The sequence below is a fragment of the Comamonas avium genome (assembly GCF_014836675.1).
Lineage (GTDB): Bacteria > Pseudomonadota > Gammaproteobacteria > Burkholderiales > Burkholderiaceae_C > Comamonas > Comamonas avium.
Genome location: NZ_JACSQK010000004.1, coordinates 81,446 through 104,897, shown reverse-complemented (window position 1 = coordinate 104,897; position 23,452 = coordinate 81,446). Strand labels below are relative to the sequence as shown.

The 23,452-nt window shown below is 58.2% G+C and carries 19 protein-coding genes and 1 tRNA gene; 9 read left to right on the top strand and 11 right to left on the bottom strand.

What is annotated here, in order from left to right:
• Positions 1 to 128 precede the first annotated feature (128 nt).
• Positions 129 to 1,406 carry a BaiN/RdsA family NAD(P)/FAD-dependent oxidoreductase gene (locus H9646_RS08225; protein WP_191722883.1) on the bottom strand — a complete coding sequence of 426 codons (1,278 nt, stop codon included), beginning with the start codon at positions 1,404 to 1,406 and terminating at the stop codon, positions 129 to 131.
• A gap of 148 nt (positions 1,407 to 1,554) precedes the next feature.
• Here H9646_RS08225 and H9646_RS08220 point away from each other — a divergent pair, with 148 nt between their 5' ends.
• Together H9646_RS08220 and H9646_RS08215 are read left to right on the top strand one after the other, a co-directional pair.
• Positions 1,555 to 2,055, top strand: a complete 501-nt coding sequence (locus tag H9646_RS08220; RefSeq protein WP_191722882.1) for an acyl-CoA thioesterase — start codon at positions 1,555 to 1,557, stop codon at positions 2,053 to 2,055.
• 144 nt (positions 2,056 to 2,199) lie between these two features.
• Entirely contained in the window at positions 2,200 to 4,161 is a 1,962-nt protein-coding gene (locus H9646_RS08215) for a PhoX family protein (protein WP_191722881.1), read from the top strand.
• 156 nt (positions 4,162 to 4,317) lie between these two features.
• Here H9646_RS08215 and cobA read toward each other — a convergent pair whose 3' ends face one another.
• Entirely contained in the window at positions 4,318 to 5,118 is an 801-nt protein-coding gene (gene cobA / locus H9646_RS08210; protein ID WP_191722880.1) for a uroporphyrinogen-III C-methyltransferase, read from the bottom strand.
• Positions 5,115 to 6,065: a DNA-binding protein YbiB gene (gene ybiB / locus H9646_RS08205; RefSeq protein ID WP_191722879.1), complete on the bottom strand. Its 951-nt coding sequence runs from the start codon at positions 6,063 to 6,065 to the stop codon at positions 5,115 to 5,117. The genes cobA and ybiB overlap by 4 nt, the downstream gene beginning before the upstream one ends.
• Positions 6,066 to 6,277: 212 nt before the next feature.
• On the opposite strand from ybiB, the gene H9646_RS08200 reads away from it, so the two are divergent.
• The 6 genes from H9646_RS08200 to H9646_RS08175 all read left to right on the top strand — a co-directional run bounded on the left by H9646_RS08200 (position 6,278) and on the right by H9646_RS08175 (position 13,135).
• A complete protein-coding gene (locus tag H9646_RS08200) occupies positions 6,278 to 6,928 on the top strand; it encodes a DUF937 domain-containing protein (RefSeq protein ID WP_191722878.1) in 651 nt (216 codons plus the stop codon).
• Positions 6,929 to 7,042: 114 nt separating this feature from the next.
• Positions 7,043 to 8,104, top strand: a complete 1,062-nt coding sequence (gene tsaD / locus H9646_RS08195; RefSeq protein ID WP_191722877.1) for a tRNA (adenosine(37)-N6)-threonylcarbamoyltransferase complex transferase subunit TsaD — start codon at positions 7,043 to 7,045, stop codon at positions 8,102 to 8,104.
• 170 nt (positions 8,105 to 8,274) lie between these two features.
• Entirely contained in the window at positions 8,275 to 9,750 is a 1,476-nt protein-coding gene (locus H9646_RS08190) for an efflux transporter outer membrane subunit (RefSeq protein WP_191722876.1), read from the top strand.
• A gap of 21 nt (positions 9,751 to 9,771) precedes the next feature.
• The gene (locus tag H9646_RS08185) at positions 9,772 to 11,157 is read left to right on the top strand and encodes an efflux RND transporter periplasmic adaptor subunit (RefSeq protein ID WP_191722875.1); all 1,386 of its coding nucleotides are present in this window, start codon (positions 9,772 to 9,774) and stop codon (positions 11,155 to 11,157) included.
• Positions 11,154 to 11,930, top strand: coding sequence for an ABC transporter ATP-binding protein (locus H9646_RS08180; RefSeq protein WP_191722874.1), 777 nt, complete (start codon positions 11,154 to 11,156; stop codon positions 11,928 to 11,930). Before H9646_RS08185 ends, H9646_RS08180 begins: the two co-directional genes overlap by 4 nt.
• Entirely contained in the window at positions 11,930 to 13,135 is a 1,206-nt protein-coding gene (locus H9646_RS08175) for an ABC transporter permease (protein WP_191722873.1), read from the top strand. The genes H9646_RS08180 and H9646_RS08175 overlap by 1 nt, the downstream gene beginning before the upstream one ends.
• 77 nt (positions 13,136 to 13,212) lie before the next feature.
• Here H9646_RS08175 and nhaA read toward each other — a convergent pair whose 3' ends face one another.
• The 4 genes from nhaA to H9646_RS08155 all read right to left on the bottom strand — a co-directional run bounded on the left by nhaA (position 13,213) and on the right by H9646_RS08155 (position 18,267).
• A complete protein-coding gene (gene nhaA / locus H9646_RS08170) occupies positions 13,213 to 14,604 on the bottom strand; it encodes a Na+/H+ antiporter NhaA (RefSeq protein ID WP_404813090.1) in 1,392 nt (463 codons plus the stop codon).
• A gap of 314 nt (positions 14,605 to 14,918) precedes the next feature.
• Complete coding sequence (locus tag H9646_RS08165) at positions 14,919 to 16,676, bottom strand: TRAP transporter large permease (RefSeq protein WP_191722872.1); 1,758 nt, start codon at positions 16,674 to 16,676, stop codon at positions 14,919 to 14,921.
• 20 nt (positions 16,677 to 16,696) lie between these two features.
• Positions 16,697 to 17,308 carry a TRAP transporter small permease subunit gene (locus H9646_RS08160; RefSeq protein WP_191722871.1) on the bottom strand — a complete coding sequence of 204 codons (612 nt, stop codon included), beginning with the start codon at positions 17,306 to 17,308 and terminating at the stop codon, positions 16,697 to 16,699.
• A 443-nt stretch (positions 17,309 to 17,751) separates the two neighbouring features.
• Positions 17,752 to 18,267, bottom strand: a complete 516-nt coding sequence (locus tag H9646_RS08155; RefSeq protein ID WP_191722870.1) for a low molecular weight protein-tyrosine-phosphatase — start codon at positions 18,265 to 18,267, stop codon at positions 17,752 to 17,754.
• Between the two features lie 109 nt (positions 18,268 to 18,376).
• Here H9646_RS08155 and H9646_RS08150 point away from each other — a divergent pair.
• Positions 18,377 to 18,450 (top strand) — tRNA-Gly (locus H9646_RS08150).
• 33 nt (positions 18,451 to 18,483) lie between these two features.
• On the opposite strand, the gene H9646_RS08145 is transcribed toward H9646_RS08150, so the two are convergent.
• From H9646_RS08145 to mutS, 4 genes are all read right to left on the bottom strand, one after another.
• Positions 18,484 to 18,852 (bottom strand): hypothetical protein, encoded by a 369-nt coding sequence (locus tag H9646_RS08145; RefSeq protein WP_191722869.1) that lies wholly within the window; start codon positions 18,850 to 18,852, stop codon positions 18,484 to 18,486.
• 114 nt (positions 18,853 to 18,966) lie between these two features.
• Positions 18,967 to 19,788: an alpha/beta fold hydrolase gene (locus H9646_RS08140; protein ID WP_191722868.1), complete on the bottom strand. Its 822-nt coding sequence runs from the start codon at positions 19,786 to 19,788 to the stop codon at positions 18,967 to 18,969.
• A 36-nt stretch (positions 19,789 to 19,824) separates the two neighbouring features.
• Entirely contained in the window at positions 19,825 to 20,646 is an 822-nt protein-coding gene (locus H9646_RS08135; RefSeq protein WP_191722867.1) for a proteasome-type protease, read from the bottom strand.
• A 73-nt stretch (positions 20,647 to 20,719) separates the two neighbouring features.
• Positions 20,720 to 23,314, bottom strand: a complete 2,595-nt coding sequence (gene mutS / locus H9646_RS08130) for a DNA mismatch repair protein MutS (protein WP_191723255.1) — start codon at positions 23,312 to 23,314, stop codon at positions 20,720 to 20,722.
• Positions 23,315 to 23,452: the final 138 nt, after the last annotated feature.

Below are 23,452 nucleotides of genomic sequence, written 5' to 3'. Positions count from 1 at the left end.
TGCAGCGGTTGTTCCCCGTCTCTATTAACTAGTATGGCCGACGGGGTATTGCCAGCAAAGTCGAGCATTGTAGCGGATTTTGCAAAGGGTTCCGGGCTTGGTGCGCGCAATGCCCCAGCCAGGGGCATTTACTGCGCTTGTGCAGGCTGCTGCGCCATGGCTTGTGCGCAGGCAAATGCACTGGCCCAAGCCCATTGGAAGTTGTAACCACCCAGCCAGCCGGTGATGTCCACAACCTCGCCAATGCAATACAGGCCGGGCTGGTTTTTGGCCTCCATGGTCTGTTGTGATAACGCTTTGGTATCCACGCCCCCCAGAGTGACTTCGGCTTTTTTATAGCCCTCGGAGCCATTGGGGGTGATTTCCCAGCGCGACAACTGCTCGGCCAGTCTGGTCAGCGCTTTGTCACTGGCTTCATTGATGGGGCGCTGCAGCTCGGGCTGCTGGCTGGTCCAGGCGTCGGCCAGGCGGGTTGGCATGTGGGCAGCCAGTTCGTTGGCCACCAGCTTGCGGGAGCGGGCTTTGGCTTGTTGCAGCACTTCGGTCATGTCGGTGCCGGGCAGCAGGTTGATGTGCAGCGGTGTGTTGTCTTTCCAGTAGCTTGAAATTTGCAGCACAGCCGGGCCTGACAGACCCCGGTGGGTGAACAGCAGGTCTTCAAGAAAGCTCATTCGCTCTTTTTTACTGCCAGTGCTGATTTCAACGGGCAGTGCCAAACCTGCCAGTTGTGCATACGGTTTCCACGCATCGCCATCAAATGTCAGTGGCACCAGGCCTGCACGGCGTTCAATCAGTGGCAGTTTGAACTGCTGGGCAATGCGATAGCCAAAGTCGGTGGCCCCAATTTTTGGGATGGACAGGCCCCCCGTGGCAATCACCAGACGCGGGGCCGTGACAGTGCCACGGTCGGTCTGAATGGCATAGCTGCCCGCGCTGCCTGTATCAGTGCTAAGGGCTGAAAACGTAACTTTTTTCACACTGCAGGGCTGCCAGTGCTCTACGCCACCGGCTGCACATTCGGCCAGCAGCATGCGGATGATGTCTTCTGCAGAACGCTGCGCAAACAGCTGCCCCTTGTGTTTTTCTTCGTATGCAATGCCGTGTTTGTCGAGCAGTGCAATAAAGTCTGCGGGCGTGTAACGCGACAGGGCCGAGCGGCAAAACTGCGGGTTCTGGCCCACGTAGTACTTGTGCGGGGCGCGAACATCCAGATCGCGGTTGGTGAAATTGCAGCGACCTCCACCAGAGATACGGATTTTTTCAGCCACTTTTTCGGCATGATCGATCAAGAGCACCTTGAGCCCCTGTTGCCCGGCCTGCGCTGCGCAAAACAGGCCTGCAGCCCCTGCACCGATGATGACAGCGTCATAGGAAGAGGACGAGGAAGCGATGGTGTTTTCGGTCATAGGGCAAAGTGGCGGCTGAAAAAACAGCAGCCCGCAGTACACGCGGGCTGTGACGGCAGTGTAGTCAAGGGGCCAAGCCCCGTGGTAGCTGCGGGTTGCCCGGCACGCATCGTGCTTATTGGGCTGTCGATTCCTACAATTGCCCTCCATGAATTTGCCTGCCCACCAGCTCAGCATGACCGTGCTGATGACCCCCGATATGGCCAACTTTTCCGGCAATGTGCACGGGGGCGCCATTCTCAAAAAATTGGACGAAGTGGCATACGCCTGCGCCAGCCGTTATGCAGGGCGCTATTGCGTCACGCTGAGCGTGGATCAGGTGATGTTTTTACAACCCATTCACGTGGGGGAGCTGGTGACGTTCCTGGCGAGTGTGAACTACACCGGCACTTCGTCCATGGAAATTGGCATCAAGGTGATTGCGGAAGACATCCGTGGTCAGGTGGTGCGGCATGTGAATAGCTGTTTTTTCACCATGGTGTCTGTCGATGATGATCGCAAACCTGTATCGGTGCCGCCACTGCAGCCCGAGTCTGACGATCAAAAACGCCGCTGGCACGCTGCGTTGATTCGCAAAGAAATGCGCAAGGAAGTGGCCCAGCGCTTTGCGCAAACGCGCAATCCCGCCTCTCAGCCCATCAGTCACTGATTCTTTTGCCATGAGCAGCCCAAGGTGCGGGCTGCTGCGCGCGATGGGCGTCATCGATCTGACACGTTTTGTTCATGGCGTTGTCACAAGTTTTTCCAAGAATGCGAGGCATTGCCACACCTCTACCTTCAAGGAACGCCACGCATGAACAGCCCAGCTGCCCACATTGACAGCGAAGACATTTCTACCAACCTGAGCGCCAACCCTGAATTTCAGACTGTTGTTGACCGTGCTGTGTCGCGCCGGGGTTTCTTGCGCAGTGGCACGGGCCTTACGGCCGCCATGTTTCTGGGCTTAGGCGGTGGTCTGGCCGGCTGTGCCACATCCGCCAGCCATGGCAGCGGCAAACCTTTGATGGGTTTCAAAGCCATTCCCATTTCGACCAGCGACAGCCTGCAGATTGCACCCGGCTACACCGCCAGCGTTCTGGCCCCTTGGGGCACGGCGTTGATCGATGGTGCTCCCAATTTCAAGGGTGACGGCAGCGAAGACGCAGCTGTTCAGGCCCTTCAGGTGGGCGACAACCACGACGGCATTCACTTCTTTGCGCTGGATGGCAAGAACCATGAAGGCCTGCTGGTGATGAACCATGAGTACTGCACCGTGGATGAAAAAACGGGTGCCTATGTCTGGCTGTTTGGCAGCAAGGGCGGCGATGTGCGCAAGACGTGGAGCAAAGACAACGTGCACAAGTCCATGAATGCGCATGGGGTGTCGGTCATCCACATTCAAAAAAATGCCAAAGGCCAGTGGGACTTGGTCAAAGGCAGCGCTTACCACCGCCGTATCACTGCGTTTTCGGCCATGGAAATGACGGGCCCGGCCTCAGGCGATGCCTTGCTGCAAACCAAGGGCGATCCTTCGGGCCGCCGTGCACAAGGTACGTTCAACAATTGTGGCAATGGCTTTACACCTTGGGGCACTTACCTGACGTGTGAAGAGAACTTCAACAACTACTTTGGCACCAGCGGTGCTGAAGACCGCCGTAACGCCGCCCAAAAGCGCTATGGCCTGTCGGCCAAGGGCAGCACCTTTCAGTGGGAAAAGCACGAAGCACGCTTTGACTATGCCAAGGAGCCCAACGAATCCAACCGCTTTGGCTGGATTGTGGAGATCGATCCTTTTAACCCCGGCAGCATTGCACAAAAACGCACTGCGCTAGGCCGCTTCAAGCACGAGAATGCCGCCTTTGCCCTGAGCAAGGATGGCCGCGCTGTGGTCTACATGGGAGACGATCAGGTCAACGACTACATCTATAAATTTGTCTCGGATGGCAAGTACACCAAGGGTGGTGACAACAGCCAGTTGCTGGACAAGGGCAAGCTGTACGTGGCGCGTTTTGATGCGGGCAAGGCTGTGGGCGATTTTGCGGGTACGGGCCAGTGGCTGCTGCTGGACAAGCAGGCCAATCCCAAGCTGCAGGCCGATAGCAGTTTTGCCAATCAGGCTGCGGTGCTGGTGCATGCGCGCATGGCCGGTGACGTGGTGGGTGCCACCAAGATGGACCGCCCAGAGTGGGTGAGCGTGCACCCAAAGACAGGTGAGGTATACGTCACGCTGACCAACAACACCAGCCGCACTGTGGCAGACGAGGCCAACCCGCGCGCAAAGAATGTATACGGCCAGATTGTGCGCTGGCGTGAAGCTGGTGGCGATGCAGCAGCGACCACGTTTGAATGGGATATTTTTGTACTTGCAGGTAACCCCACTGTGCACACTGCCCCCAAAGACTTGCGTGCTGGCTCAGCCAACATCACAGCAGACAACACCTTCAACAGCCCTGATGGTCTGGCTTTTGATGCCGATGGCCGCCTGTGGATTCAGACCGATGGCAAGTACAGCAACCAGGGGGACTACGCCGGTCAGGGTAATAACCAGATGCTGTGCGCAGACCCGGTGACCAAAGAGATTCGCCGTTTCTTTGTCGGCCCCAAGGAGGCTGAGGTCACAGGCATTACGTTCACTCCAGACCACAAGACCATGTTCATCAACATTCAGCATCCGGGCGAAGAGGGCGACAGCCACTGGCCCGGTGGTGGCAACAGCATTCCACGCTCGGCCACAGTGGTCATCACCAAAGATGACGGCGGCGTAATCGGCACCTAAGTGGCAGCCAAGACGGTGTTCTAGAACATGTGCCTGCTTATCACAGGCATATGGCAAGGACTGCAACGGTGGTGGACGTTGCAGTCCTTGTTTTTTTAGTTAAGCATGCCTATGGTGCTTGTGTGTAAAGCGTTAGTAGCTATGTATTTAGCAGATTTAGCAGATTGCCTGCCTTGTGTCAGGCATGGGCATTTGCTGTGCCCAGGCGGCGACGCCTTGCACCACATCGCCAATCACCAGGACGCTGGGGCTGGCCAGATTTTCTGTGTGTAGCGTTGTAGCCAGCTCGTGCAAGGTGGTGATGGCATGGCGCTGATGGGGCAAGCTGGCATGCTGAATGATGGCGGCAGGCATGCTGGCGGGTAGCCCGCCTGCTTGCAGCTCAGCCGTGATGTGTTCTACAGAGCTGACGCCCATGTAAATCACGACCGTCAGCTTGGCTGCTTGCGCGGTAGCCGCCAGAGCGCGCCAGTCGGTGCCCGTATCGCCGGGTTTGGCGTGGCCGGTAATAAAAACGACGCCATGGGCATGCGCACGGTGAGTCAGCGGCGCGCCCAGGCTGGTCAGACCAGCCAGACCAGCAGTGATGCCATTGATGACCTGCACCTCAATGCCTGCTGCACGCAGGTGCTCCACCTCTTCACCACCACGGCCAAAGATGAAAGGATCGCCTCCTTTGAGGCGCACAACGTGCTCGCCCTGGCGCACTTCGGTTTCCATCAGCTTTTCAATGAAAGCCTGAGGCGTGCTCTTGCAGCCACCGCGCTTGCCAACATAAATGATGCGAGCCTGGGGGGAGGCAAAGTCAACAATCTCTTGCGAGACCAAGTCATCCACCAGCAGCACGGTGGCCGATTGAATGGCTTTGCATGCCTTGATGGTCAGCAGTTCTGGATCGCCCGGGCCTGCACCCACCAGGGCGCAGGAACCATGTTTGGAGTGTGCGCTGGCGTTCATGCTTGCGCTCCTGCAGTGGCCGCATGGGCCGTCAGTTGGCGGTGCAGGTCAACAATGACTTGCACCTGGGTGGCAATCGGCGCAGGCACTGGCCGCTCACCATTCAGTACTTCTCGCGTATAGGCTGCGGTAGCTGCTGCATCCAGACCAGATGGCAGCTGCGGCGCTGCAGGTACAGAGCCGCCTTCGTTGCTCAGTGTCAGCAAGGTTTTGCCATGCAAGATGCCGCGCATCATGGGCTGGCGGCGAGGGTCGGCAACTGGCTCTCCTTCCATGCCGCGCAGCAGCAAAGCATGGCTGCCAGCCTCTGCGTGGGTTTGCTCCATGCTGATGCTGTACTCCGGATGCGTGTAGCAGCCCACGACCAAGCTGGTAGTGCCACTGGTAGCCAGTGGATTCATGTGTTTGACCAGGCTGTGTGCAGGGTTGCGCAAGCCGATGGTGGCGCGGGCATCCAGCAAATCGGCCAAGCCAGGCAGCAAAGCACGTGTATGTATGCTGACCAGTTCACCGGGCTGGGGTGTGGTCAGCGTTGTGACAGGCGTGTGATTTAACTGCTCCAGCACTTGTGCTGCCGTCACGCGGCTACCTTCTGTGGTGCTGCCGTGCAAAAGCACGGGCAAACCTTCGCGTACCAGCAGCAATGCCAGCAAAGGCGTGAGCACGGGCAGGCGGCGCGCGCCGTTGTAGCTAGGAAGCACGATCACTGGTGAGGCGCCTGCAGCGCTGCGTGGCAGGCGTGCGTGCACTGCATCCATGAAACCGGCCATCTCTTGCGCTGTTTCGCCCTTGATACGCATAGCCAGGCAAAACGCACCAACTTGCAGTGGCTGCGCCTGTCCATCCAGCACCCAGCCCAAAAGCTCGCAGGCTTGTGCGCGAGAAAGTGCGCGTGCGCCGTCTTTGCCGCGCCCGATTTCCTTGAGATATTGCTGGATGGTGCTCATGGGTATCTATAAAAGTATTTTTGACATTCTGAATGAGTTTTTATATCTATTGGTTATATGAAAATGACGAGCTTGTCAGTGCAATGCTTCTGTCCAACCTTGGCAATGTCAGGCATTGGCTCGATTTGCGGACCAGGGCTCAGCAAGGGCTGCAGACCACCGCATACTGCGCAGCATATTGTGTGTTGCAAGACCAAATCTAGGAGTAAGTAATGAACCAGCAGCAATCTTTGGTGTCTGACTTGATGGCTCAGTTGCAAGGTGCACCCATGCAGCAAATGGCACAGCAACTGGGAGCCAACAGCCAGCAAATGCAATCGGCGGTCGAGACGGCGCTGCCCCTGTTGTTGGGCGCATTGGGCAATAACGCAGCCAAACCCCAAGGCGCTGCTGATTTGTTCGGTGCTTTGCAGCGTGACCACGGCAGCGCCATGCCCCAGGGCCTGGGAGGCCTGGGTGGCTTGCTAGGGTCCATGCTGGGAGGAGGACAGTCGCCTGCCTCCAGCGCCGGCAGCAATCCTTTGGGTGATGGCGCGGCCATCCTGGGGCATATTTTTGGTAGCAAGCGCCAAACTGCTGAAAGTGGACTGGGGCAAGCCACTGGTTTAGGCAATAACGCTGGTCAGCTGCTGGCGATGCTGGCCCCCATCGTGATGGCATTCCTTGCCAATCGTGTCAAGGCTGGCGGCATGGATGCAAGCAGCTTGGGACAAACCTTGGAGCAAGAGCGCCAGCAAGTGCAGCAGCAAGGCGGTCTGGGTGGTGATTTGCTGGGCAGTTTGCTGGACCAAAATGGCGATGGCAAGCTGGATGTGGGCGATCTGTTCAAGCTGGGGGGCAGCTTCTTGAGCGGCCGCCGTTGAACTGCGTATGGCTTCAGAAAAGGCACCTGCGGGTGCTTTTTTCTTGCCTGCAGCACAAGGCCATTGATCGCAGGACCGTGCTTTGAATGGGCGGCAGTTCTACACTTGCAAGTTATGAGTCAGCTGATCTTGGGTATTGAATCTTCGTGCGATGAAACGGGTGTGGCTTTGGTCCATATGCCGCAAGACGGTGGCGTGCCCACTTTGCTCTCGCATGCATTGCACAGCCAAATTGATATGCATCGGGCGTATGGCGGTGTTGTGCCTGAACTGGCCAGTCGAGACCATATTCGCCGGGTGCTGCCGCTGACCAAGCAGGTCCTGGAAGATGCGGGTAAAACCCTGCAAGACATTGATGTGGTGGCGTTCACGCGGGGTCCCGGTTTGGCCGGCGCTTTGCTGGTAGGGGCAGGGGTAGCCTGTGCTTTAGCCGCCGCGCTGGACAAACCCGTGCTGGGCGTACATCACCTGGAAGGGCACTTGCTCTCTCCATTTTTGAGTGAAGACCCGCCTCAGTTTCCCTTTATTGCGTTGCTGGTCTCGGGTGGACATTCACAGCTGATGCGTGTCAATGGGGTGGGCAGCTACGAAATTCTGGGTGAAACGATTGACGATGCTGCGGGAGAAGCTTTTGACAAATCGGCCAAGGTGATGGGGCTGCCATACCCAGGTGGCCCTATTTTGTCCAAGCTGGCTGAAAGTGGTGACCCGCAAGCCTTCAAGCTGCCACGCCCCTTGCTGCACAGTGGCGATTTGGATTTTTCGTTTGCTGGCTTGAAAACCGCTGTGCTGACACAGGCCAAGAAACTGGGCGATGAGCTGGAGGCGCGCAAGGCCGATTTGGCTGCCAGCACCCAGGCCGCCATTGTGGATGTACTGGTTAAAAAAACCATCAATGCGCTCAAGCAAACCGGCATGAGCCGTGTAGTGGTGGCCGGTGGGGTGGGTGCCAACAAGCTGTTGCGTGAACAGTTGAATGCAGAGTGCGCCAAACGCAAAATTCGTGTGCACTATCCGGAGCTGCATTTGTGCACGGACAATGGCGCCATGATTGCCATGGCTGCGGCCATGCGCATGCAGGCGGGTCAACAGCAACCCAGTAAGACCTATGCGTTCGATGTGAAGCCCCGCTGGCCGCTTGATGCCATCGCAGAGCCTACAGACAACGCTGACTAAATGGCGCCATGCAACCGAACGAGCCCTCTGATGAGGGCTTTTTTTTGGAGGATTCGCGGCACTTTGAGGCTTGCTTTACCAAAGCTTCACGAGGCTTTTGCTGTGGCCGTACATAGCCTCTGCACAATCGCGGTTAGAAACAAGCCATTACGCTTTATTGCTTTCTCAGCATGCAGAAAAAATACACCCTCTTTTCTCCCAGCCGGCCACCGCGCACGTGGGCACTGCCTTTGGCATTGGCCTGTGCGGTGATGGCTGCCGGTTGTAGCCACACGTCACAGTTTGCAGGGCAAAGTCAATCAGTTGCTGTGCCCGAGCAGTGGCACAGCACTGCAGCGCCGCTGCCATCTTCAAGCCCTGAGGACTTGAGCCGCTGGTGGCAACGCTTTGGCGACGTGCAAATGAGCGAGTTGATTGAGCAGGCATTGCAGGCGAACCCCAGCGTGCAGACTGCGCAGGCGTCTTTACGGCAAGCCCGTGCTCAACTCAGCCTGAGTGAGGCGAATCGATTGCCAAGTGCCAGCGCCAGCACTGGCGGAAACCGCAGCAAGCGGGAGCCCAGCTCTGCCAGCAATAGTTTCAGTGCTGGTATTGATGCCAGCTGGGAGCCCGATCTTTGGGGAATGCAAGCCAATGCGGTGAAAGCAGGTGAAGCGAACGTCGCAGCCGCCTTGGCCACGCTGGAAGGTGCGCATGTCGCGCTGGCGGCTGAAGTCGCCCAAAACTACATTCAATTGCGCAGTCTGCAAAACCGTCTGCGCATTGCGCAAGACAACCTGGGTATTCAGCGCGAGAACCAGCAAATCACGCAGTGGCGCGTGCAGGCGGGGCTGGCGACTTCGCTGGATTCCGAGCAGGCACGGTCATCCACGGCGCAAACGGCTGCGCAGATTCCATCTTTGCAGGCATCGCTGACGCAAACAGGTCATGCCCTTGCCATCTTGACGGGTCAGGTACCAGCCGCGCTTGAGTTGGCATTGCGCGAGTCCAAGCCTTTGCCGGTAGCCCCTGAAAATCTGGCCATGACATTGCCTGCGGACACGCTGCGCCAGCGCCCTGACGTGCGGGTGCAGGAGCAAAAAGTGATTGCTGCGCTAGCCAACTTGTCAGCCCAGGAGCGTGCAAATTTCCCGAGCCTGCGCTTGTCAGGCTCTTTGGGTTTGAGTGCTGCAACATTTGCTGCGCTGGGAACCAGTGGGGCCACGCTTGCAACCAGCATTGCGGCCAGCCTGTCACAAACTTTGTTTGATGGCGGTGCCAACAGTGCGCGTGTGCAGGAGCGTCAGGCGGCTGTAGAGATTGCGCGCATCAACTACCGCGCCACGGTGCTGACGGCACTGCAGGAGGTGGAGGACGCGCTGGTGCAGTTGCAAGGCGACAAAGAGCGCGTTGTGCAATTGCAGGTGGCACAAGAAGCTGCGAGCAATGCGCAACTGCTGGCCAATCAGCGATACAGCAGTGGTCTGGTGGACTTTCAGACAGTGCTGGATACCCAGCGCACCTTGCTGACTTCACAAGACAGTGTGGCGACTGCGCAAGCGGCTATCAGCACCGACTACGTACGCCTTTACAAGGCGCTGGGCGGCGGCTGGCAGCCGCTGGCAATAGATGGCCAAGTATTGAACTCAGCATCGACTCAGCCCTGAAAAGAATCAACGGAATCAACAATGAGCAAGAAAAAATCCGCAAGCACATCCCAAGACGTGCAAGAACTTTTAGGTGATGGATTGACACGCCGCTGGTGGCAAAGCCCCACTTTGTGGATCGGTGTCGTGGCTTTGGCCGGCGCTGCAGGCGCTTACCTGTACTGGCAGCAGCAGCAAAAGGCCAATGCCAAGCCGGTGTATGTGACGGAAGCGGTCAAGCGTGGAGATCTTTCCTTGACCGTGCTGGCCAATGGCACGCTGCAGCCCACGCGCACAGTGAATGTCGGCTCTGAGCTGTCGGGGACGGTACGCAACGTACTGGTGGATGTGAATGATGCCGTCAAAAAAGGCCAGGTGCTGGTGGAGCTGGATACCGACAAACTGCAAGCGCAGCTCAATCGTTCCAAAGCTTCGGTGATGTCAGCGCAAGCCCGTTTGCAGCAGTCGCAGGCAACGCTCAAAGAATCGCGCTCCAACTTTGCACGGTTGCAGGAAGTGCACCGTATCTCCGGGGGGAAAGTGCCCTCGGCTGCAGAGATGGATGCAGGGCAAGCCACGGTGGAGCGCTCGATTGCGGATGAAGCTGCTGCGCGTGCTTCCGTAGATGATGCCCGGGCGGCGCTGAAAACGGACGAAACCAATTTGTCCAAAGCGTCTATCAAGTCCCCGATTGATGGCGTGATTCTCACGCGCACGGTAGACCCAGGTAACGCGGTGGCGGCTTCCTTGCAAGCGGTGACTTTGTTTACTGTGGCTGAAGACTTGAAGAAGCTGCGTCTGGAAGTGTCTGTGGATGAGGCCGATATTGGGCAGGTTCAAGCCGGCCAGCGCGCCAGTTTCACGGTGAGTGCGCACCCATCGCGCACTTATCCAGCCAAGGTCACTCGTGTGGACTATGGCTCTACCAAGACTGACAACGTTGTGACATACCTGGCGCGGCTGGAAGTGCACAACGAAGACTTGTCGCTGCGCCCTGGCATGACAGCCTCTTCCACCATCCGCTCAAGCGAACGCAAGGATGTGATCCTGGTGCCCAATGCTGCCTTGCGCTTTACCCCGGTAGGTATGCAGGCTCCTGCTGTTCCTGGCGCACCTGCGGGGGCTGCAGGCGAGCGTGGTCCCCGCGCACAAGGTCAGGGTGGTCCGGGTGCAGCACCGGGTGCCAGCGGTGGCGGCATCATGGGGCAGCTGATGCCTCAGCGGATGCGATCGAGCCGTGGCGTTGGTGGCAGCCAGGCCCTGGGTGTGGGGCAGACGCGCTATGTCTGGGTGCTAGAAGGTGGTGCGCCAGTTGCTGTGCAAGTGAAAACGGGTATCAGCGACGGTCGAATCACTGAAGTGGAAAGTGACAAACTGGCTGAAGGCGCGCAGGTTATCACCGACCAGCGCAATGGAGCAGCGCGATGACACAAGCGCCAACGCAAGACAGCGGTGGCATGCCGCTGATCCGGCTTCGCAACATCATCAAGGTGTACGGTGAAGGCGGATTGGCGTTCAAGGCACTCAAGGGTTTTGATCTGGACATTGATCAGGGCGACTTTGTGGCCATCATGGGCCCCAGTGGCTCGGGCAAGTCCACCGCCATGAACACGCTGGGGTGTCTGGACAGGCCCACGTCTGGCGAATACCTGTTCAAGGGTGTGCATGTCGAAGACTTGGACCGCGATGAGCGCGCCCGCCTGCGCCGCCGCTACTTTGGCTTTGTGTTTCAGGGCTTTCACCTGCTGCCGCGCACTACGGCGCAGGAAAATGTGGAGCTGCCGCTGCTTTATCGCGGGGAAACCGCAACGCAGCGCCATGCCGCCGCCGCCAGGGCACTGGATGCCGTCGGCTTGAAGGGCTGGGAACACCATACGCCATCTGAACTCTCGGGTGGTCAGCAGCAGCGTGTGGCGATTGCACGGGCCATCGTGAGCAACCCTGTGGTGCTGCTGGCCGACGAACCTACCGGTAATCTGGATACGCAGCGCAGTGAAGAAATCATGGAGCTGCTGTGGAAGCTCAACCATGAGCAAGGCATCACGGTGCTGATGGTCACGCACGAGCCAGAAATGGCCGCTTACGCGCGGCGCATTGTGCGCTTCAAGGATGGTTTGCTAGATACCGATATGCGCAATGAACCGATGATGCTGCGACAAAAGACAGCTTCAGCCGAAGCTGTGAATGGGGAGGACGCCTGATGTTTGGCAACACCATCTTGCTGGCGCTGCGCTCCATTCGTCGCAACCTGCTGCGCTCTTTTCTGACCATTTTGGGCATTGTGATCGGGGTCAGCGCGGTGATCACCATGGTCACTTTGGGCAATGGTGCGACCGTGGCGGTGCAGACGCAGATTCAAGGCCTGGGTACCAACTTGCTGCAGATTCGTGCGGGCATGCGCATGGGGCCCGGCGCAGCACCGGCACCAGCTTTCAAAGATACGGATGCGCTGGCGATTGAGCAGCAAATTGGCGGTATTGCCGCCGTTGCCCCTGAAGCGCGATCCAGCGTGACGCTGGTGGCGGATGGACGCAACTGGTCGTCCACTGTGATTGGGAGCAACAACGAGTGGTTTAAAACGGGCAACTGGAAGCTGTCACAAGGCCGTGCGTTCACCGATGAGGAGCTGCGTGCAGGCGCTTCGGTGTGCGTGATTGGTTCGACCTTGCACCGCGAGCTGTTCCAGGGCACGGCTGACGTTCTGGGGCGTGCGCTGCGCGTCAAGGCTTTTTCCTGCACCATCATCGGCGTGCTGGAATCCAAAGGCCAGGGCGCTTTTGGCAACGATCAGGACGACCAGGTCTTGATTCCCTTGAAGACCTTGCAGCGCCGTGTCACGGGCAACACCCGTGTCAGCACCTTGCTGGTTTCCATGGCCGATGACAGCGACCCTGAACGCGTCAAAACCAGCCTGCGCGACTTGCTGCGTGAGCTGCGCAAGCTGGCCCCTAGCGATGAAGACAACTTCAATGTGCTGGACACCAAGCAGCTGGCTGACACCATGGCGGGCACCACCAAGGTCATGACCACCTTGCTGGGGGCGGTGGCAGCAGTGAGCTTGCTGGTAGGCGGTATTGGCATCATGAACATCATGCTGGTCAGCGTGACAGAGCGTACCCGGGAGATTGGCTTGCGACTGGCGATTGGTGCGCTGGAGCGTGAGGTACTGCTGCAGTTTCTGATTGAAGCGGTGGTGCTGGCTGCGCTGGGGGGCTTGATTGGGATTGCGATTGCTGCGGTGGCTTCTGTGGGGCTGGCGCAGGTAATGCAGGTGCCTTTCATCTTTAACCCGATGGTGAATGCGCTGTCGTTTGTGTTTTCTGCCGCAATCGGTGTGGTATTTGGCTACTTTCCAGCGCGCCGGGCTGCGCAGCTAGACCCGATTGAAGCTCTGCGCCATGAATAAAGCACACAGTTAATGGCAACAAAAAAAGCCGGAGGCTGCAAGGCACTCCGGCTTTTTTTGTGTAGCAATGGCAGTGATCAGCGCGCCAGTTTATGGCGCACCATGAAGCCGTAGATCAAACCCAGTACGGCTGCTGTGGCCGAGGCTCCCAGGATACCCATCTTGGCTGCGCCCAGCAGCGCCGCATCAGAGAAAGCCAGTCCACCCACAAAAATGGCCATGGTGAAACCGATGCCTGCCAGCAAGCCAACCAGCACAACCCCTGCCCAGTTCACGCCTTGCGGCAAACTGCACAGCCCTGTTTTGACAGCCAAAAATGTGGCCAGAAACACCCCCACAGGTTTGCCGATGACCAGCGCCACCAGAATGCCCAAGGCGACAGTCTGCGGGCCTGCTGCTGACAAATCGACACCGCCAAATTGCACGCCTGCATTGGCCAGCGCAAAGACGGGCATGACACCAAAGGCCACCCAGGGGTGCAGCATCATGGGTAGACGAAATACCGGGGGCAGCAGGTCGCGCTGGGCTGCAGAGGCAATGCGCAGTTCCTGGTGCAGCACATCGGCCTCAAACTGGCCCTGCTGCGCCTGCAGGCGGATGCGCGTAAGTGCCCGCTGCGCCACTTCCAGATGGTGACGCTGCGCAGGGCGCATGGCCACAGGTGTCATCAAGCCCAGCACCACGCCAGCCAGTGTCGGGTGGGCGCCGGTTTGCAGCAAGCCCAGCCAGAGCACAGCACCGGGCAGCGCATAGGCCCAGGCCGAGGCTATGCCCATGCGGTTGAACAGCACCACCAGTGCCAAACCTGCAAAAGCCACGGCAAAGCCGCTGTAGTCCAGCCCGCCAGAGTAAAAGAACGCAATGATGAGTACGGCTGCGATGTCATCAATGATTGCCAGCGCCAGCAAAAAGATGCGCAAAGGGCCGGGAATGGATTTGCCCAGCAGTGCCAGTACACCGACGGCAAAGGCAATGTCTGTTGCTGTTGGAATGGCCCAGCCTTTGAGCAGCAATTTGTCTTGGCCGGCAAAAGCCACATAGATCAAGGCAGGTACGGCCACGCCGCCAATGGCCGCCATCACCGGCAGGCTGGCCTGACGCAGGTTGGCAAGGGCACCGTTGTGCATTTCACGTCGAATCTCCATGCCCACGACCAAAAAGAAAATGGTCATGAGCACGTCGTTGACGAAGAAATGCAAATCCGTGCTCCAGCTCCAGGGCCCCAGGGTCAAAGCCAGCGGAGCGTGCCATGTGGCGAAGTAGCTGCCGGCCCATGGCGAGTTGGCCCAGCCTAAGGCGATGGCAGCGGCCAGCATCAATACGATGCCACTCATCGATTCGATGTGCAGCAAGTGTGCAAAACGCGCAGCAATGCGGCTGGAGGCTGTTTGAAGCGCAGGAATGTGCGCGCTGGGCGCAGGAAATTGCGGGTGCAGAGGGGCCTGGCCCTGGGGGTCATGGGTGTGCACAGACGGACTTTCGCTAGAGGTATGCAAGCGGCCCGACCTGCACCTGAAAATTCACCTGCCATCACTGCCGTATGCAGCGGGCACCCGGTGGCTAGTGTACAGAACTGGTTTGAAGCACCTGGTCACAAAGGCAGGAGTTCAGAAGGTCTTTTTTGAAAACAGGAGCTATCAGCGCTTGAATTAGCTGGTTTTTAGATACTTTTGACTTGATAAATAAGTATCAGCATGCGCTGGCAGCTATATTTTTATCGTACAAGTTCAAAAAAAAGCCCCCGGGCCTTGCGGCGCTCAGGGGCTTGTTTGAGGGGGCGTGTTTATTTGCCGATGGCCTCTTGCATGGCCTTGAGTGGATCGTCTGCTGGCGATTCACTGCCGGGGTTGCTGCCGTTTTGTTCCATATACGGATTGTCAAAGTCGATCGGTGCGGGCATCGATGACTCCATCTGCTCACGAATGGCGTCCAGGTCGTAATCCACCTTTTCGTCCATGCCGCTGGAGACAATGCCGGGGAAGGCAATGATCAGGCCCACCATCATCAGCTGAATGCACAGGAACGGAATGGCTCCCATGTAAATTTGCTCGGTGGTCACAGGTGCCACACGCTTTTTGGTGAGCTTGTCGGTGTATTCCTTGTCTGGCGCGACCGAGCGCAGGAAGAACAGCGCAAAACCAAAGGGCGGATGCATGAAGGAAGTCTGCATGTTCACTGCAAGCAGTACACCAAACCACACCAGATCAATGCCCAGCTTGTCAGCCACGGGGGCCAGCAAAGGCACCACGATGAAGGACAGCTCAAAGAAGTCCAGGAAGAACGCCAGCACGAACACCATGATGTTCACGATGATCAGGAAGCCCACTTGGCCGCCAGGCAGATCGGCCAGCAGGTGTTCTACCCACAACGGGCCATCGACACCCTGGAACGTCAGACCAAAAATGGTGGCACCGATCAAAATGAACATCACAAAGCACGACAGCTTGGTGGTGCCCACCAGCGCCTGGCGCAGCAATTGGTAGTTCAGACGCTTGCGGCTGAGCGCCAAAATGATGGCACCCAGTGCACCCATCGCACCACCTTCTGTAGGTGTTGCAATGCCCAAAAAGATGGTGCCCAGTACCAGGAAAATCAGCAGCAGCGGCGGGATCAGTACAAACGTGACTTTTTCAGCCACATGCGACAGCAGGCCCATGCCCGTTACGCGGTTGATAGATGCCGCTACAAAAGCCAGCGCCACACCAAAGCACATCGAGAACACGATGGTTTCGTCCTTGGCGACTTTGTCTACCACTTCACCGGTGAACCAGGTGTGGATGGTTTCCATGTTCTGCGCAGCATAAATGGACACACCCACGCACAGCACGGTGAGCACCAGCAACGATGTCAGTCCGCTGGAGCCGTCTTTTTCCTTCAGGCTGCGCGCTTCCGGAGGCAGCGCAGGCACCATGTTTGGCTTAAAGAAAGCCAGCAGGAAAATGAAGATCATGTAAAAACCCACCAGCATGAAGCCGGGGATGAACGCGCCCTTGTACAGGTCACCCACGCTGCGGCCCAGCTGGTCGGCCAAGATGATCAGCACCAGTGACGGTGGAATGATCTGTGCCAGTGTGCCCGAGGCGGCAATCACGCCCGAGGCAATGCGGCGGTCATAACCGTAGCGCAGCATGATGGGCAGCGAGATCAGACCCATCGAGATCACCGACGCGGCCACCACACCAGTGGTAGCGGCCAGCATGGCACCCACCAAAATCACGGCAATGGCCACACCACCGCGGATGGGACCAAACAGCTGGCCTACGGTGTCAAGCAAGTCTTCTGCCATGCCGCTTCGCTCTAGGATCAGCCCCATGAGCGTAAAGAACGGAATGGCCAGCATCGTCTCGTTTTGCATGATGCCGTAGATGCGCAGCGGTAGCGCCTGCATCAGCGCTTCGGGCAAGACGTTCAGCTCAATACCGATGACGGCAAAAAACAGGCCGCAGGCACCCAGGCTGAATGCCACGGGAAAGCCCAGCAGCAAAAAGCAGATGAGGCCCGCGAACATGATCGGGGCCATATTGTTTGCAAGAAATTCCATAGCTATGTCTCCCTTATCGCTCAGGCGCGGTTGACGCCGTTGCGGGCCGCTTCTTCTTCGGCTTTGAGGATGGCTTCAGCCAACTCTTCTTCAGGTGTTTTGGCCACGATCTTGACCATGGGGTCGTCAATCAGTCCCTGCAGGAAAGCGATGCGCTTGATCAGCTCGGAGATGCCTTGCAGCAGCAGCAGGCCAAAGCCCAGGGGCATCATCAGATACACAGGCCAGCGGATCAGGCCACCTGCGTTGCTGGACATTTCGCCGGAATTGAGGGCCTGCAAAAAGAAGGGCGTGCCGTAGTAGACAACCAGTGCGCACATGGGCGTGAGAAAGAAGGCAAAGCCAATCACATCAATCCACACTCGGGTGCGTAGTTTGAGTTTGGCGTTGAGCACATCGACCTTGACGTGCTCTTTCTCTAGCAGCGTATAGCCAGCAGCCAGCAAAAACGATGCAGCAAAGAAGTACCACTGCACTTCCAGGAACGCATTGGAGCTGGTGTGGAACACTTTGCGCACCACAGCGTTAAGGCTGCTGACGATGGTGGCTGCAAGAATGAGCCAGATAACGTATTTGCCGACTTGGGCGTTGAGCCAGTCGATCCCCCGAGAGAGCCGTAAGAGTGCTTGCATGGTGTCTCCAAAAAGCGCGATATGTGCCGCAGGTACAGACAAGGCGTGTGGCCACGCCTGCCCTGCAGACTTGTAGGAATGCACAGTCGCGCGATTTTACGGAGCACCTTCTGTGCTTGCTGACGGCTTTTTGACGGTTCGCAGCAAACAAGAACTTTTAGTGCTGTTTTTGCGGCAAATGCAGGGTTTTTACTAGGTGTTGGCGATGCGTGCAGGCTGCTGTATCCACGGTGTCTGCGCATGAAAGCAGCATAAAGCGCCAGAAAACGCGCGTGAGTTTGCGTGGCTGCGCTGTGCCGTGCATGCCGTGCGCAGCCGGGTGCCAGGGGGCGTGTTATTCGACGTCATTGGCGAAAGATGTGGCTTTTTGGCCGCGTTGCACAGCCCTTCATGCGCCAGCCACAGGTTCATTCCAAGCAGTTGCTGGGCCCGCAAGCCGCGTTTTAACCGTTCAGGTTCTCTTTGATGTGCTCTTTTTGCACGTGAGCCAGTACGCCCAGGCAGGCGTCCTCAATCAGATTGAGAACGTGCTCAAAGCCTTGATCACCACCGTAATAAGGGTCTGGCACGACGGCGCTGCGCATCTCTCGGCAAAACTCGGTGAGCCGGTGCAGTTTGTGGCGCTGCGCAGGCGGGCACAGTGCCTGTGCGCGGGCCATGTTCTCGTGGTCCATCACCAGCACCAGGTCATGGCGCTCAAAGTCTTCGCGCGTGAGCTGGCGTGCACGCAGGTCGCTCAGGTCATAGCCACGCAGCAGCGCATGTTTTTGGCTGCGGCGGTCAGGCTCTTCACCCACGTGATAGGCATGGGTGCCGCAGGAATCGACGGTGAACCAATCACTCCAGCCGCGCGCTTTGACCATCTCTCGCAGCACACCGTGCGCGCTAGGGCTGCGGCAAATATTGCCCATGCAAACCATCAAAACTGCGTAGGGAGCGGGTGAAGGGGTGCTTGTCATTGCTCAAATTTCTGGTGTAACCACACGGTGGCCGCTATTGCGGGGGCCGTGGCTGTGATAAATTGACACCCGGTTGGTGCCCTGCGTGTTCACGCAGACAGCGTCATAAGCGGGTGTAGTTCAATGGTAGAACTTTTGCTTCCCAAGCAAATAGCGTGGGTTCGATTCCCATCACCCGCTCCATCTTTTGCCCGGTCGTGGCATTTTTATTTCTGTTTATTCCAGTTCAAACTTTTGGCGCAATGCATCGCCAAAGGCCGCATTGCCGGTGAGGGTCAGCGTCAAGGTGGTGTAGCTGCCTGGCTGCGGCGCTTCGGCATCGATGCCTGCGGTGCTGGCTGACCAGCGAATCTTCAGTGCGCGGCCATTGTCGTCGTCCTGGGCGCTGAGGTCGTAGTCCCAGTCTCCACCCTCATCGAGTGGGCCTCGGCGGCCACGGAACTCCTGGCTGGCCCAGCGCAATACGTTGCACACTTCGGCAAGCAAAGCACCCCAGCGGTGATCGGCCACGCTGGCCATGGCGTCCCAGGTGCCATTGCTGTCTTCGTCTTCGCTGTATTCAAAATCTAGGTAATCCAAGGCCATTGCATTCTTTCTGAGTTCTTATAAAAGAATAGCTATCAGTGCTTGAATTAATTGGTTTTCAGATATAAAAACACATCAAAGTCAAGGTTTTACAAGAGCTTGACGCTTCTTTTTTTAAAGTTTTGCAGCAGCAACATCCAGATTGAGCAAGCTCGCTTCAATGGCTGCAGCGGTGACATGCGGTTGCTCCATGGGGAAAAGGTGGCCGCCATCGACCAGCATGGTGCGCCCGTGGGTGATACGCAGCGTCATGTCCATGCCCACCTGTTTCATTTCTTTGGAATACATGCCGCCAATGAAGGCCACAGGGCAGCGCAGTGGGTGGCGGCGCAGCAAGGCATTGAGGTTGTGGGGCAGGTTGTTGTAGATGGCGGTTTCTTCTTCGCGGCTGAAGTGCAGGGTGACGTGGCCGTCTGCGTTGGCATCCAGCCCATGGTCAACATAGTCTTGCAGTACTTGGGGATGCCAGCGTGCAAAGGCTTTTTTGCTCTGGAACAGGGTCAAAGCCTCTGCGCGGCTGGGCCAGATGTTGCGGCGCTTGCGGCTGATTTTTCCGGGTGACACATTGCCTACCAGCTGGGTGCGCTTGGCAACTTCCAGCGAAGTGGCGCGCCAGCCACTGATGAGTGGCGAGTCCAGCATGAGCACCCCGCGCGCCAGATGCGGGTGCTGCGCAGCCGTCATGACACTGACAAAGCCCCCCAGTGAGTGGCCCACCATGAGCGCGGGCTGGCCCCAGCGCTGGACCAAAGGGGTGGCAAAGTCGGCCAGTTGCTGCACCAGGTGTGGCCAGTTGCTGGTGACGGGGTAGCGTGCGTCGTGGCCAAAGCGGTCCAGCGCATGTACGTCAAAACCGCGCTCGCGCAGCAGTGCAAACAAGAGGCGGTAAGTGCCAGCAGGAAAGCTGTTGGCGTGCGAGAAGATCAAGGGTTGCATGCGTTGCTCGGTGGTGCACGCAGACCTTGCCGCGCACTAGATCAGTTTTTCTTCAGGAGTGGTGATTTTCTTGATGGGGCTGGGTTTGTCCATCACCAGTGGGACGGTGCTGTTGCCGCCGAACCACTGCGGGTCCTCAATGCTGTCAAACACTTCACGCAGGCGCTTGCCCCAGTTGCCGCGCAGCATTTGGAAGTAGGGGTTGTCTTCGTCAATGCACACCAGCTTGTCGCAGCGCAAGCTGTCGATGTCATACACCGCCAGGTCCAGCGGCAGGCCCACAGAAAGGTTGGACTTGAGCGTGCTGTCCATGGATACCAGCGCGCATTTGGCGGCTTCATCCAGTGGCAGATCCGGGGTGAGCACGCGGTCCAGCACGGGTTTGCCGTACTTGGCCTCCCCAATCTGGAAATACGGCGTTTCTGCCGTAGCTTCAATGAAGTTGCCTGCCGAGTAGACTTGGAACAGGCGCATGCCTTCGCCCCGGATTTGCCCGCCAAACAGCATGGAGACATTGAAGTCCACGCCTGCGCGTTTGAGGGCCATGCCGTCTCTGTCATACACATGGCGCACGGCAGCTCCCAGCACACGCGTGGCGTCAAACATGCTCTTGGCATTCCAGATGGTCAGCACCTCGCCCGTGGCGTCGTCGCGAATCGTCATGGTCTGCAACAGCTCGCGCACTGACTGCGAGATGGACAGATTGCCCGCCGACAGCAGTGCCATAAAGCGGTCGTCCTGCTTCTCGTAGATCATCATCTTGCGGAAAGAGTTGATCTGGTCGAGACCGGCATTGGTGCGCGAATCCGACAGGAAGACGAGACCGGCGTTGAGCTTGATGGCGATGCAGTAAGTCATGAAATTTCAGGCAGAGAGCGGCTTTCAGCAAGCAAGTGTATTCCTGTGGGCCGCAGAAAGTATGACCGAATGTTTAAGTGCGCTGGGTCAGCTTTTTGAGCAGATACAGAGCTTCCAGCGCTTCACGGGGGCTGAGTGCGTCGGGGTTGATCTGCGCCAGCGCGTCTTCCACAGGGGTCGCTTGCAGGGCCGACTCGGGCATGGGGGGGGCGGCAAACAGGTCAACCTGATCCTGACCAGCCTCATCGCGCGCTTCCAGCGCTTGTAGCGTATGGCGCGCGTGGTTGAGCACGGCAGCGGGCATGCCCGCCAGCTTGGCCACTTGCACGCCATAGCTGCGGCTGGCCGGGCCGGGCTGAATTTCGTGCAGGAACACAATATCGCTGCCCGATTCCACCGCACCCACGTGCACATTCACCGCCGCCTTGGCCTTGGCAGGCAATTCTGTTAGTTCAAAGTAGTGGGTGGCAAACAGCGTGAAAGCCTTGGTTTTGTCATGCAGCTGCGTGGCAATGCCGCTGGCCAGGGCCAGGCCGTCAAAGGTGCTGGTGCCCCGGCCAATTTCATCCATCAGCACCAGGCTGTGTGGGGTGGCGGCGTGCAAAATCTGCGCAGCCTCAGTCATCTCCATCATGAAGGTGGACTGGGCGTTGGCCAAATCGTCAGCGGCGCCAATGCGGGTGTGAATGGCGTCAATCGGCCCCAGATGGCAGGCTGCAGCAGGCACGTAGCTGCCCATGCTGGCCAGCAGCACAATCAGGGCCACCTGGCGCATATAGGTCGACTTGCCGCCCATGTTCGGCCCGGTAATCACTTGCATGCGTGTGTTCACATTCATGCGTGTGTGATTGGCTATAAAGCTGCCGCTGGATGTTTCAGCCATGCGCGCTTCCACCACCGGGTGGCGGCCACCCTCAATCTCAATGCAGGGAACGCTGCTGAATGTGGGCTTGCTCCAGTTCAGCGTGAGTGAGCGTTCGGCCAGCGTGCACAGCACGTCAAGTGCCGCAATGGCCTGTGCCACGCGGGTCAGATGGGGTACATGGGGCTGCAGCTGATCCAGGATGCGTTCAAACAGCATCTTTTCACGCTGCAGGGCTCGCTCCTGGGCGCTCAGGGCTTTGTCTTCAAAGGCCTTGAGCTCTGGGGTGATGTAGCGTTCCGCATTTTTCAGTGTCTGGCGGCGCTGGTAGCGCGCTGGCACCACATCTTTGTAGCTGTTGGTGATTTCAATGTAAAAGCCATGCACCTTGTTGAACTGGACACGCAGGTTCGGAATGTTGGTGAGCAGTTTTTCTTTGGCTTCCAGCTCCAGCAAGAATTCATCGCAGTTGTTCTGAATGCTGCGCAGCTCATCGAGCTCGGCATCAAAGCCGGTGGCAATCACGCCGCCATCGCGCACGAGCGCGGAGGGCTCATCCATGATGGCGCGTGCCAGCAAATCGGCACAGTCGGATGGTGGCACCAGGTCCTGAAAAATCTGGTTCAAATAGGCCGAGGGCGATGCCTGGGTCTGCGCGAGCAACTGTGCTTTTTGCAGTGTCTTGCCCAAAGCCACCAGCTCACGCGGGCGGACCTGACGCAGTGCGGTGCGGGCAGTGATGCGCTCTACATCGCTGACGCCTTTGAGCTCTGCGCGCAGTGCCTGCCAAGGCATGGAGCCGCCCAGAGCATCGTTGCCGCGCAGTACCTCGGTGGCGTTCAAGCGGGCAATCGGTTCGGCGCGCTCGCGCTGCGGCTCCAGCAGCCACGTTTTGAGCAAGCGGCTGCCCATGCCGGTCATGCAGGTGTCCAGCAGTGAAAACAGTGTCGGGCTGTCTTCGCCACGCAGTGTCTTGACCAGCTCCAGATTGCGGCGTGTGGTGGGCGGCAGGTTAATCAGCTGGTCATCGCGCTGCACCTGCAGGCTGTGAATGTGCGTGAGGTTGCGCCCTTGCGTGTGCTCGGCATAGCTCAGCAGTGCGGCGCTGGCGGCATGGGCCAGGGGCAGTGCTTCGGCCTCCCAGGCCTTCAGGCTGGCTGCGCCCAGCAGCTCCAGCAGTTTGCGCTCCCCCAAGCCCGTATCAAATTGCCAGTCAGGGCGCGGGCTGAGCGGGCAGGAGATAGTGCCGCTGTGCTTGAGGGCAAAGAGCCCTTGCTCAAAACGCTCGGTCACACCTGCGCTGTAAATCACTTCACTGGGGGCAATGCGTGCCAGCCATTCGCCCAATTCGTCCTGGCCGCATTCGGCCAAATGAATGCGCCCCTGTGTCACGCTCATCCACGCCAGGCCACAGCGCTGGCGGCCTGATGTGTGCAGCGACACCAGCATGGCCTCTTGTTTGTCGCTCAGCAGTTCGGCATCGGTCAAAGTGCCGGGAGTCACCACGCGCACGACTTTGCGCTCCACCGGCCCTTTGCTGGCACCGACTTCACCGACTTGTTCGCAGATCGCAACGGATTCGCCCATTTTGATCAGGCGCGCCAAGTAACCTTCCAGCGCGTGGAAAGGGACGCCAGCCATCGCTACGGGAAAGCCTGCTGACTGGCCGCGCGTGGTCAGCGTGATGTCGAGCAGGCGTGCAGCCTTTTCAGCATCACCCCAGAAGACTTCATAAAAATCGCCCATGCGGTAGAGCACCAGGGTGTCGGGGTACTCCGCCTTGATGCGCACGTACTGCGCCATCATGGGCGTGTGCCCTTCAATCGGGGCGGTCAAAGGCGAAGAAGAGGGGGTCTGCACGCCGTTGTTGTTCTGGTGGGGCGTGGAAACGTCAGATGTGGACAAAACTCAAATTCCTTGATGTGGACGGTCGCGGCAAAGCGG